At 32.6% G+C, this 10842-nt stretch carries 13 protein-coding genes, 6 tRNA genes and 2 pseudogenes (1 of these 21 running past the window's edge); 14 read left to right on the forward strand and 7 right to left on the reverse strand.

Annotation, left to right across the window (positions count from 1 at the left end; translation table 11 throughout):
* The first annotated feature begins 126 nt into the window (after window positions 1-126).
* From ACN076_RS00360 to ACN076_RS00425, 14 genes and pseudogenes are all read left to right on the forward strand, one after another.
* Window positions 127-630, forward strand: a complete 504-nt coding sequence (locus ACN076_RS00360) for a hypothetical protein (RefSeq protein ID WP_000191545.1) — start codon at window positions 127-129, stop codon at window positions 628-630.
* Between the two features lie 289 nt (window positions 631-919).
* Window positions 920-1675 carry an endonuclease/exonuclease/phosphatase family protein gene (locus tag ACN076_RS00365; RefSeq protein WP_420789955.1) on the forward strand — a complete coding sequence of 252 codons (756 nt, stop codon included), beginning with the start codon at window positions 920-922 and terminating at the stop codon, window positions 1673-1675.
* Between the two features lie 41 nt (window positions 1676-1716).
* Window positions 1717-1935 (forward strand): hypothetical protein, encoded by a 219-nt coding sequence (locus ACN076_RS00370; protein WP_420789956.1) that lies wholly within the window; start codon window positions 1717-1719, stop codon window positions 1933-1935.
* 5 nt (window positions 1936-1940) lie between these two features.
* Window positions 1941-3263, forward strand: coding sequence for an FtsK/SpoIIIE domain-containing protein (locus ACN076_RS00375; RefSeq protein WP_420789957.1), 1323 nt, complete (start codon window positions 1941-1943; stop codon window positions 3261-3263).
* 89 nt (window positions 3264-3352) lie between these two features.
* Entirely contained in the window at window positions 3353-3667 is a 315-nt protein-coding gene (locus ACN076_RS00380; protein ID WP_268703451.1) for a hypothetical protein, read from the forward strand.
* Between the two features lie 37 nt (window positions 3668-3704).
* Window positions 3705-4094 (forward strand): hypothetical protein, encoded by a 390-nt coding sequence (locus ACN076_RS00385; protein ID WP_420789958.1) that lies wholly within the window; start codon window positions 3705-3707, stop codon window positions 4092-4094.
* An 18-nt stretch (window positions 4095-4112) separates the two neighbouring features.
* Window positions 4113-4883 (forward strand): metallophosphoesterase, encoded by a 771-nt coding sequence (locus ACN076_RS00390; RefSeq protein WP_420789959.1) that lies wholly within the window; start codon window positions 4113-4115, stop codon window positions 4881-4883.
* Window positions 4884-4926: 43 nt separating this feature from the next.
* Window positions 4927-5694 carry a metallophosphoesterase family protein gene (locus tag ACN076_RS00395; RefSeq protein WP_420789960.1) on the forward strand — a complete coding sequence of 256 codons (768 nt, stop codon included), beginning with the start codon at window positions 4927-4929 and terminating at the stop codon, window positions 5692-5694.
* A 189-nt stretch (window positions 5695-5883) separates the two neighbouring features.
* Window positions 5884-6668, forward strand: a pseudogene (locus tag ACN076_RS00400) (rolling circle replication-associated protein).
* 13 nt (window positions 6669-6681) lie between these two features.
* Complete coding sequence (locus tag ACN076_RS00405; protein WP_000562210.1) at window positions 6682-6885, forward strand: DUF3173 domain-containing protein; 204 nt, start codon at window positions 6682-6684, stop codon at window positions 6883-6885.
* 3 nt (window positions 6886-6888) lie between these two features.
* A complete protein-coding gene (locus ACN076_RS00410; RefSeq protein WP_420789961.1) occupies window positions 6889-8022 on the forward strand; it encodes a tyrosine-type recombinase/integrase in 1134 nt (377 codons plus the stop codon).
* Between the two features lie 40 nt (window positions 8023-8062).
* A complete protein-coding gene (locus ACN076_RS00415) occupies window positions 8063-8500 on the forward strand; it encodes a GTP pyrophosphokinase (RefSeq protein WP_420789962.1) in 438 nt (145 codons plus the stop codon).
* A 215-nt stretch (window positions 8501-8715) separates the two neighbouring features.
* A complete protein-coding gene (gene relB, locus ACN076_RS00420; protein ID WP_420789963.1) occupies window positions 8716-8952 on the forward strand; it encodes a type II toxin-antitoxin system RelB family antitoxin in 237 nt (78 codons plus the stop codon).
* Window positions 8945-9421 (forward strand): annotated as a pseudogene (locus ACN076_RS00425) (metallophosphoesterase); the annotation flags it as partial. The gene relB and the pseudogene ACN076_RS00425, both read left to right, overlap by 8 nt.
* A 136-nt stretch (window positions 9422-9557) precedes the next feature.
* On the opposite strand, the gene ACN076_RS00430 reads toward ACN076_RS00425, so the two are convergent.
* From ACN076_RS00430 to ACN076_RS00460, 7 genes are all read right to left on the reverse strand, one after another.
* The gene (locus tag ACN076_RS00430; protein ID WP_049531408.1) at window positions 9558-10172 is read right to left on the reverse strand and encodes a hypothetical protein; all 615 of its coding nucleotides are present in this window, start codon (window positions 10170-10172) and stop codon (window positions 9558-9560) included.
* A 181-nt stretch (window positions 10173-10353) separates the two neighbouring features.
* Window positions 10354-10437, reverse strand: a tRNA-Leu gene (locus ACN076_RS00435).
* Window positions 10438-10446: 9 nt separating this feature from the next.
* Window positions 10447-10518 (reverse strand) — tRNA-Gln (locus ACN076_RS00440).
* A gap of 13 nt (window positions 10519-10531) precedes the next feature.
* Window positions 10532-10604: transfer RNA gene (locus tag ACN076_RS00445), tRNA-His, on the reverse strand.
* 14 nt (window positions 10605-10618) lie between these two features.
* Window positions 10619-10689, reverse strand: a tRNA-Trp gene (locus ACN076_RS00450).
* A gap of 4 nt (window positions 10690-10693) precedes the next feature.
* Window positions 10694-10774, reverse strand: a tRNA-Tyr gene (locus tag ACN076_RS00455).
* A gap of 12 nt (window positions 10775-10786) precedes the next feature.
* Window positions 10787-10842 (reverse strand) — tRNA-Phe (locus ACN076_RS00460); it runs 17 nt beyond the window's last position.

Raw genomic sequence — 10842 nt, forward strand, 5'->3', positions numbered from 1 at the left:
CACATGGAATACATCTTCAGCAAGATTACTAAACTTGTAAAATGCTTGAACGAGAAGGTAGATTATTCGTTTATACATTGTCCTTTTAATGTACAAATGGTATAATACAATACGGAGGTACTAATAATGACACAATTTCAAGTCCGAATATCTGGTGAAGCAGCCTACTATTTAAGAATGCTAAAAGAGAAATATGAAACTTCAGAAGGTATCAATATAACTAAAGCTACCATTCTAACGCGTGCGTTTCAAAATTCAAAGACTGTAACAAACTGGACAAAAGTTGTACAAGATAACTCTATCTCTTTAAAAAATATTTATCCGGTGGAAGAAAAGGAATTAAAATTGAACGTTGCACTGTCCGATGAAGTAGCAGAAGGAATAAAAAAATATAAAGAAATATTGCCTAGTGCTACAAATACTCAAAGTGTAACTTTAGGTGTATGTGTTAAATTTCTTCTTAAAGCAGAATTGATGACCCAATTAAATCACGATATTTCAGAACCTGAAAAAGATTTTGACAAGAAATTCTCTATTCTAGAAAAACAGCTTCTTGAAATCGTTGCACCAGTCAACCACAAATTACTTTCTGATACCATATGGAATTTCAAAAATAATTTTATAAAATAGGTAGCCATTCTGCTACCTATTCTTTTTTTTTACTCAATTTATACATTTTGGAAATTAAAGTATATTTTTTGTTGACTTTCTTCTTTTTATGTTGTACAATTTAAATGTACAAAAAGCACTGAGAGGAGGACTAACAATGAACTTTTTTGACCAAGAAGCTTTAGATTACTTCTATGAGGAATTGGAAAGCTATTATGATGAAGACGAACTCGGAGAAATCTTTGATGGATTCGAATGATAGCAGGAGGAGGTGCCTCCTCCTGCGGACTAACTTTTAGGAGGCAATTTTATGATACAACTTACAGCATCCACTTGGAATATAAATCTACGTTCAAGAAAAGGAAAACAAATTCCTGAAATGATTGCGCAGGAACTAGCTCAGCAAAATTCAGATATTATCTGTCTGACAGAGTACGTGAAAACAGATAATCATTTTCAATTCTGTTCTAGCCTACAAACTAATGGTTATACAATCTTTGAAGATGTGCGTACTATAGATTTTGGAAATGAAATTCTTATTGCAATAAAGAGTGATTTAGTTACTGATTGCCAAGTCATTACTATCGATAATGATGATAATAATCCAAACTTTTTACACGTTAGAGCGACAATTGAAGGACAAGAATTAAACATTATTGGAGTTCGTATCAAGATAGGAGGGGAAAATGTTTTTGAAGATTTCAAACACAGAAAAACACAACTAGACAAGCTAATCTTCAATTTACCAATTCATGAAAACACAATTATTCTAGGTGACTTTAATAATGGCTTTTTCAAGCAGAATGATGATACTCATTCCTATCAAGGTAAACCTAGAGAATTTTACTCCTATCCATTACTAAAATCAGAAATGAATAAAGCAGGTTTGACTGTACATACTCCGTCTGAGGAGAACTCTTGGAAATATTGTAAATTAGACCATATTATAGGAAATATTCCTATTTCTAATGTGTGTTATTCTTGGAGATTCTTAGAAAATCCTAATTATCAAAATAAAGTCGGTTTCCCCGACCACGCTATTTTATCGGCAACTATATCTTTATAGTTTTCCTTAAAATAATTGCTCATTAGAGGAGGTAATGCAAAATGAGTGATAATTTAAAAGCATATCTATTTCTTTTAGGATTTGTGATATTAGCTGGCATAGCAATTTTTATATTCCCTCAAGGTCATTTCTTTTCGAATTCTATCCTTGTCCTTGGGTGTATTCCACTGCTTATCTCAACATATTATTTCGCAAAAATCAAGCTCTTAGGGTTTTACGAACTTTTAAAAGAGCTTTTAGATAAAATAAAAGGTATCTAACTAATATGTTTAAATTAAGACAAAGTGCTGATTTAACAAGAAACAATATAATTTCCTGTTATAAGCTAAAAATAATGCACTGGCTGATACTAAGTATCTCTGCCTGCATTCTATTTTCTACTATTGTTAATATTAGGGCTCCAACTTTTGTTCAAATTCTCTTCATATTTTTAGGTGGATTTATTATCTATAAAATTCATCTGAAAATAAAAATTTTTCGATATAACTTAGAGCATTACCTTATTATACGTGAGAGCTTACTTTATGTACTCCACACAAATAGACTTTATACTACATATAAAGATAGTACTGGACAAGAAAAAGTTATTAGAAGTGCAATCTTAGAATATGACTTAGATAGGCAAAACAGCCATATTCTTATCAAAGCTCTTATAACAGGTGACGAATTCAGCAAAAAAGTCCAATCTCTCGATGATGTGCTTGCTGGAGCTCTTGGACTAGAACTAGAAGAAAAAATTATCCGACCTAGCTATGCAGAATACCATTTCTATTACAAGAAACCTGACAGGTTAGTTCTTCAATCTCACAACCAAAGACAAGAGATAGATAGCCTTGATATAGATTTAGGATATAGTGTAAATTATAACCCTGTCAAATGCCCGCATATTTTAGTATCAGGAGGAACTGGAAGTGGGAAATCAGTGCTCATATCTGTTTTGATTTTAGAATTTCTAAAACGTCAATCAACAGTTTATATAGCCGACCCTAAGAACTCTGACCTAGGTAGCTTGTCTCATTACTTTGGAAATAAATACGTAGCAACCACCCCAAATAATATAGCTCGCATTGTGAGAGTTGTAGTTGAGGAAATGCAGGAACGATATCAAGTCATGCGCGATAACTTCCAGTATGGTTCAAATTTTACTGACCATGGATTTAAGCCAGTATGGCTTATATTTGATGAAATGGGAGCATTTCAAGCTACAGGTTCAGATAAAAAATCAAGAGACATTATCACTGAAGTTATGGATGGTATTAAACAAATTATTCTACTTGGAAGACAGTCAGGAATTTTTATCCTAGTATCTGCCCAACAAGTAAATGCTAGTACTACTTTAAGTACTGAACTCAGAGATAATTTAGGATTGAGAATAGCTCTTGGAGCTAATTCTAGCGAGGGATATCGGATGGTCTTAGGTTCTGCTACTCCCAATAATTTGAAACCTATCGAGGTAAAAGGAGCAGGATATCTTTATATGCAGGGCTCTGGTAAAGAATCTGCCCAATACTGGGAAAGTCCTTACCTTGACACCACTCAATTTGACTTTATCAAAGAATTACAACTTTATTTAACCGAAACAAACTAATTTCAACGGATATTGTTGCTTAAATTCGATAGATTTTCAGCAACAATATCTGTTCCTCATCGCTCTGCGATGATAGAAAAGAGGTACTCATGAAACTAAATGATTTTTTGAAACCAGAATTGCTAGGCAATCGTTTCTTTGCTGTAAAGGGCTATACAGAAGTTTTGGATAGAGAAACTAATAAACCAACTGCCTTACGACTAAATGTATCAATCCAAGATGAATCTAGTGATTTCTTTATGGAGATGATTCAGGTAAAGGTAAATACTTTAACTCCTACTGCCTCTGTTCAAGAGATGGCAAATAATAAAACTTGTCCAGTTAGTCTTAAAGATTTAAACGTAGGTCAATACAATGGAAACTTGTGGTTTACTTGTTCTGATGTAATTCTAATTACTAAATAATGTGTTATAATTATTTCAAAAATTTAAGGAGCTTACTATGCAAATTTTAACTTACCAAGATTGTTTAAATGAGAAAGGGGTTATCTCATTTGAAGAAGCAAGAATGATTTATGATTCTTTAATTAATTCTTCCAATATTCATGACCCTGAATTCCAAGTATATTGGAAAGAATTGGTTGAGTATAGTGCACAATATGCCGAAATGAGGGGAAAATGGCTAACACTTACTATTGAAGAACAAAATTCTCTTGACCCCTCTAGGAGTATTATTCATGATAGAATAATTCATAATCTGCAAGCTATTAGAGGTTTAGCACAGATTGAAGGTAAAAATGTATCCTGGTTTGATAAATTTTACGATGATAGAAAACGTATGGGTGATTTTGCTAATTATATAAATTACATATACGCTGTAAATTCACGTTGATTATAGAAAGAATCTTATATGGCAATTTATTATTCCGTATCTGATATACATGGGCACTACAATGAGTTTATTAAATCTCTCAATAAAATAGATTTATCTGATAAACAAAGTAAACTTATCTTACTTGGAGACTATATTGATTACGGTTCTCAATCTTTTCAAGTCATTTCTAAAATAATTGAACTTGAAAAGATTTATCCAAAACAAATTATTACACTTTTTGGAAATCATGAAGAATGGTTTTATGATTGGTTGATTTTAGATAATCCTACTGCTTCTGCGTTTCCAGAAACAATAAAGAGTTTCTTCTCTACAGAGGAATTGAACTATATTTTAAAATCAAATCCTAACAACTTTGAAACAGGTGTTAGAAACGAAATTAGAAATAATGATAAGTATATTCCATTTATAAACTGGTTCCAAAAACGATATGAAGATAGTCGTTATTTTGAAACAGAAAATCAAATTTTTGTCCATGCTGGCATTGATGAAGAAGCTAATAATCTTTGGAAAGACCTAACGAGTCCAGAGATATTTACAAACAAATTTCCTATTACAACTGGTAGATTTTATAAAGATATTATCTCTGGGCATTTTGCTTCTTGGGAAGTAGCTAAAGATAAAAGTTACCTAGGTAAGATTTACCATGATAGTAAAAGTCATTACTTTATTGATGGAGATGTAAAAAATAGCAAAACAATACCTGTTATCTGCTATGATACAGTTAAAAAATCCTATCAATATTCAAAAAACACTTCTCTATTGCCTAAAAAATTTGATAGAGCTTAATTCTATTCTTAGACTAATATCAAAAATAAAGAGGGGAATATATATGAAGACATTATTAATTGGTGATTTACATTTAAAATCTCAACTAATTTTACCCATTGTTGACAAAATTATCCAAACACATAACATTAAGAGAATCATTTTTCTTGGTGATTATGTTGATTTACATGGTCAAACTAACAATATCCAACTTTATGCCAAAGACCTCACTTTTTTATACTCTTGGAAAATAGACAAAGAGCAAAACGGAATAGATGTAATTAATCTTATAGGTAATCATGATGCTTATTATTTACTGGGAGAACAAGCCCCTTTCTCAATTCAAAATTTAGAAGTGTTTTTCGCAGTTAAAGAATTGTTGCAGGATTTGAAATTACAAATAGCTTATCAACTAGATGATTATTTAGTCAGTCACGCTGGTTTCAATCTGATATTTGACCCAAAAGAATGGCATTTTAACCTCTATACCAAAGAGCATGAAGAAGAATTAGATATTCTAGCTTATACAATAGGACCAATGCGTGGTGGGAAAGCTCTTGGAGGTTCTCCTTTATGGGCACATTTTAGAGAATTAGAACTGCTTCCCAACCAAGACTATCCTAAACAAATTGTTGGACATACCCCTAAAGAATCTATTGATATTTCTAAAAATGTTATTGGTATAGATACTTTTTCATTATATATTGACAAAGATAATAAATATCAATTTATTGGTAACGGAGATTTGCTAGTTTATGACCAAGGACATTTTGAGGTCATTTCAACAGACTGGGCAACAGACAAAATATTAAAACAATTACCACGACTATAAATTTAATAGCTACTTCTCATCATGTACCTAAGCAAAACTGCCGACAAGCAGTCGGCAAGCTGGAAGTGTGTTTAGCGGAGCGGTGCTTAGGATCACATGATAGAAGTAGGGAGGAGCTTTGCTCCTCCTAGTTTATTTATTATATAGACAATCTTTTGGCGAAAGCCAACCTAAAAGGAACTATTTTTTATGACCTCATATAATAAAAAAATAGTCCGCACTTCTTCCTATATTGAAATTTGGGAATATGAAAAGCCAATATTTTCAAAAGGAAAATCTATTTTAGATACTAATACTGAAAACAAGGAAAAATCACAACGTAGAACATTTGATGAACTTACACCTGAAGAACAAGAACAACGTCTGGAGCGTATGAAAAAAACTCGCTTAGAAGCAAAGTGGAACTTACTCCGATTAGTCGATTGTAATTATGATGACAATACTTCATTTCTAACCCTGACCACTAAAGAAAATATTAGCGACAGAAACCACTTCAAAGACTTACTAAAAACTTTTATAAAACGTTTTAACTACCACATCTTTAATACCAAGAAAAGTAAATTAAAATATTTGACAGTATTAGAAAAGCAAAAACGTGGAGCATGGCATGCTCCACGTTTTTGCTTTTCAGCGTTCCTTATGTACCACACCGTCAACTCTTGGAACTTTGGGGACATGGAGCAGTACGGATAAATAAAGTTGATGTAGACAGCAAAGAAAATCGCGGTCGATATGTCACAAAGTATTTTGAAAAAGGGATTGGACAAGAATTGTTGGAAAACTTCGGAAAGCAAGCCTATTTTTCATCACGCAACTTAAAAAAGCCTGATGAAGATAGATTTTATACTTATGAAGATTTTAATTATGATAGTTCAGTCGTACTATATGAAACGGAATACATTAGTAAAGTCTATAAAGACGGTCAGTATTTCGATAATCATGTAAAGTATAAGAAAATAAAACTAGATGAATAAAGGAGTAAGTTACATGATAGCAACTGTTACTAAGAATGACCTAGTTGCCCTTGGTTTCTCTGAGGGCACATCTAAACGTATTATCCGCCAAGGGAAAGAGCTACTGATAACACGAGGCTTTACAGTCTATCAGAATAAACGAATTGGTACTATACCTGCTACTATTGTAAGCGAATTACTCGGTTTTGATGTTCAAAACAGTACCCTCAAGGAGTAAAATATGGCAATTAGAAAAGGTAAAGACGGTAATTGGATAGTTGATATTAGCAACGGTTTTGACCCAATAACACTAAAGCAACGTAGAATTGTCAGAAAGGGCTATAAGACGAAAAAAGAAGCTATTGAGGCAGAACACTACTTACGAAGTGTAGAGTTAAAAGAACGCTTCTATGGGGCTAAAATAACTATCCCTATACTATATGAACTACTAAAGGAAGAAGATAGTATAAATCATCGAAAAGCAAGCTATATCAATACACAAGATAATAATTACAACAAACACATCAAAGATTATTTTTCTATGGTAGATAATGTCGGAAAACTAACCTATGAAGACATCTACCAATTTAGAGAACATCTTAGGCAAAAAGTAGCTAAAAATTCTGATAAACCGTTAAGCACAAATACTATCAACAAAATCATGATTTTACTCAAAAAAATTTTTGATGTTGGTTTGCGAAAAGGCTATTACTCCTCCAATCCAGCAAAATTGATAAAAAAGTTGCCAATTGAAAAAACAAAAATGCAATTTTGGACAGTCAAAGAATTTCAGAAGTTTTTGACACTATTTGAACCCGAAGAATACAATATCAAACTACTCTTTACTGTTCTATTCTTTACAGGATTAAGACTTGGGGAAGCTCTTGCCCTAACATGGCAAGACATCGACTTTTCAAGTAATACAATTCATATCACGAAATCTGTCTATGTTAATAAAGGAGTAGCTCATATCAGCACAACAAAAACTAAAGCAGGAACAAGAGGAATTGTCATCAATAAAAAATTAAGCCAAGAATTACAAGATTGGGAAAAGCAACAAAAACATCTATTAGAGCAATTTACCAACAATAGCCTAACATTACAAGTGTTTCAAAATAGTCCTATCACAATTACAAAAAATGCTATTGAAAAGCAGTTCAAGAAAATCATTGAACGTGATAACACACTAAAAAAGATACGTATACACGATTTGAGGCACTCTCACGCTTCCCTGTTGATTAACCAAGGGGAAGATTATTTAGTAGTAAAAGAAAGACTTGGACACGCTTCTATAACGACTACAATTGATACCTACTCCCATTTGTACCCAAGCAAACAGAAAGACTTGGCTGACAAGCTAGACGAATTACTATAAAGTGATTGAGTTTCCCAAACAGAAATTATATAATCAGAACATGAACAAATCACAAGCAATAAAAGCACATGAAGTAGCTAAAAAAGCACACTTTGGACAAATTGATAGAGCAGGAATTGACTACATTAAACACCCTGAAACAGTAGCTAGTTTTGTCACAACTGATGAAGAGAAAGCTGTCGCCTATCTACATGATGTAATTGAAGATACTTCACTAACCCTACTAGACCTAAAAAAGGAAGGTTTTTCAAAAAACATTATAGAAGCCGTCGATATACTCACAAAGAAAAAAGGACAAGATTATCAATCTTATCTTAATCTAGTAAAGACAAATGAACTCGCTAGAGTTGTAAAATTGGCGGATTTACGGCATAATTCAGATTTAACCAGACTACCATTAATTACTGAAAAAGACTTAGAGAGAAATAAGAAATACAGTTCTGCTATTAGATTTTTAAGAACAAAGAAAAAAAGTTAGTAACTAAACTATAAAAATTTATAAAGAGAAAACAAAAGACAAGGCTTATAAACTTTGTCTTTATTACTATCCTGGCGGTCAGTCTCGAACTGGCACATCCTTGCAGATACTACAATTTTATTAAAATAAATAACTATAAAAAGTGAAATTTTTTATTGAAAAACTTTTAGACTAGGAGTATAATGTATCTAAAATAACTATTAGGCGGCTGTTATATGAATAATGTTGTTACTACACAAATTTCTATTCAACTTAGTCAAGAGTTAAATTCTTTATTAAATGCTATTGTTGAAGAAAATAATACAACAAAGACTGACTTTATTAGACAAGCTGTTATAGAGAAAATTGAAGATATGTATGATATTAAGGTCGCTGATGAAGCTTATAAAAAATGGGCTGAATGTGGCAAAAAAGCTATCTCACATGAAGAAATGATGAGACGCTATGGCTAAATTATACGCAATATCTGATATACATGGATACTTGGATGAATTCAGAGACGCTCTCAATAAAGTAAATTTAAACGATAAAGATAATCGCCTATTTTTACTAGGAGATTATCTTGATAATGGACTTCAATCTTTTCAAGTCATTTCCAAAATAATCGAACTTGAGGAGGTTTATCCTAATCAAATTATTACTCTTCTAGGGAATCATGAAGAATGGTTTTATGATTGGTTGATTTTAGATAAACCTACTGCTTCAGCATTTCCAGAAACAATAAAAAGCTTCTTCTCTCCAGAGGAATTGAACTATATTTTTAAATCGAATGCTAACAACTTTGAAACAGGTGTTAGAAATGAAATTAAAAATAATATCAAATTCAACCCATTTATAAACTGGTTTAAAAAACGATATAGGGATGAACGCTATTATGAAACTGAAACCCAAATTTTTGTCCATGCAGGTATTGATGAAGAGGAACGTGGCAAAAACTCAATTACAGGAGAGAATAAAGTAAATCTTCTCACAATAAAACGCATAATATCAGGTTGTTCAATACTTGATACTATGCGTTTTTCTGATTTTAAACACTTTTTTCCCAAGTCTCTTTAATTTAAATAAAATGTGAAGCCAACGGATTAGATAAACTAACAAAAAAAGTGTTCTTCTTATTAGTAAAATCAACACAATAAAAGAAAATACAATCGTCATCTATTGAAAGCTTAACTTTGTATGGTAGCAATCCATAGAAGCTGATAATATTTCTGATATAAGACATTGCAGAAAACAAGAAAATTTCATCAGCAAATTCTATACCTAAAATTTGATTTTGTTCAAGCAAATAATCACTCCATAATGTAAAATCAAATTTATCATTTTCTATGTAAAAATCATTTACTGATTTAACATTATTAGGATTTACTTTTAACAACCCATTCAACACTGTAGATTTATCAACTTTGTCAAAAACCAAGTTTGAAATTTTTCCATTACTTATTAGTATCTCAGCTCTTCTTTTAAAAGTAGCATATCTATAACTAGAGCCTTTAGTTAAAACTCTAAGATATTCATTAATAGTATTATTCATTAAAGTGGGATACTTTATTTTAAAAAAGTCGGTCTTTGAAAGTGGAAGCTTAAAGTGGTCGTCTAAAAAATCATATTTTGGTTTCCACTCATTAACAACCGCGTCACAGATAACCTTAACAAGAATTGGACTAAGTAACATTGAGTTTTCCTCCTAGGATATTTTTGTACATTTTTATTAAGTTTATTTTGTACACTATAATTCTATCAGATTAAACTCAAACCGTCAAGAGAAAGATTAGTATTTTTTAGTAACTAAACAAGAGTTGCTACTACCAAGAAAAAAAGACAAGGTCCTAGACCTTGTCTTTAATAATATACTATACCGGCGGCCGGGGTCGAACCGGCACGTCCTTGCGGACACTGGATTTTGAGTCCAGCGCGTCTGCCAATTCCGCCACGCCGGCAAATAGTAACTGGGGTAGCTGGATTCGAACCAACGCATGAGGGAGTCAAAGTCCCTTGCCTTACCGCTTGGCTATACCCCAATAATATAAAATAGGCGAGTGATGGGGATCGAACCCACGCATGCCAGAGCCACAATCTGGTGTGTTAACCACTTCACCACACCCGCCATAATTCTATTAACACGGGCAGTAGGAATTGAACCCACACTGAAGGTTTTGGAGACCTTAGTTCTACCTTTAAACTATGCCCGTAAAATGGAAGGGGAGGGATTCGAACCCCCGAACCCGAAGGAGCGGATTTACAGTCCGCCGCGTTTAGCCTCTTCGCTACCCTTCCAAAATATATAAATGGCGCGAGACGGAATCGAACCGCCGACACATGGAGCTTCAATCCATTGCTCTACC

This window comes from Streptococcus sp. K0074, assembly GCF_048843365.1.
In the GTDB taxonomy this organism is placed as follows: Bacteria; Bacillota; Bacilli; order Lactobacillales; family Streptococcaceae; genus Streptococcus; species Streptococcus mitis_BM.

Coding starts and splice junctions, on each gene's coding strand:
- relB (WP_420789963.1), top strand. CDS start 8,716: ATGAATAATGTTGTTACTACACAAATTTCTATTCAACTTAGTCAAGAG.
- ACN076_RS00380 (WP_268703451.1), top strand. CDS start 3,353: ATGAAACTAAATGATTTTTTGAAACCAGAATTGCTAGGCAATCGTTTC.
- ACN076_RS00365 (WP_420789955.1), top strand. CDS start 920: ATGATACAACTTACAGCATCCACTTGGAATATAAATCTACGTTCAAGA.
- ACN076_RS00360 (WP_000191545.1), top strand. CDS start 127: ATGACACAATTTCAAGTCCGAATATCTGGTGAAGCAGCCTACTATTTA.
- ACN076_RS00390 (WP_420789959.1), top strand. CDS start 4,113: ATGGCAATTTATTATTCCGTATCTGATATACATGGGCACTACAATGAG.
- ACN076_RS00370 (WP_420789956.1), top strand. CDS start 1,717: ATGAGTGATAATTTAAAAGCATATCTATTTCTTTTAGGATTTGTGATA.
- ACN076_RS00430 (WP_049531408.1), bottom strand. CDS start 10,172: ATGTTACTTAGTCCAATTCTTGTTAAGGTTATCTGTGACGCGGTTGTT.
- ACN076_RS00410 (WP_420789961.1), top strand. CDS start 6,889: ATGGCAATTAGAAAAGGTAAAGACGGTAATTGGATAGTTGATATTAGC.
- ACN076_RS00415 (WP_420789962.1), top strand. CDS start 8,063: ATGAACAAATCACAAGCAATAAAAGCACATGAAGTAGCTAAAAAAGCA.
- ACN076_RS00385 (WP_420789958.1), top strand. CDS start 3,705: ATGCAAATTTTAACTTACCAAGATTGTTTAAATGAGAAAGGGGTTATC.
- ACN076_RS00395 (WP_420789960.1), top strand. CDS start 4,927: ATGAAGACATTATTAATTGGTGATTTACATTTAAAATCTCAACTAATT.
- ACN076_RS00405 (WP_000562210.1), top strand. CDS start 6,682: ATGATAGCAACTGTTACTAAGAATGACCTAGTTGCCCTTGGTTTCTCT.
- ACN076_RS00375 (WP_420789957.1), top strand. CDS start 1,941: ATGTTTAAATTAAGACAAAGTGCTGATTTAACAAGAAACAATATAATT.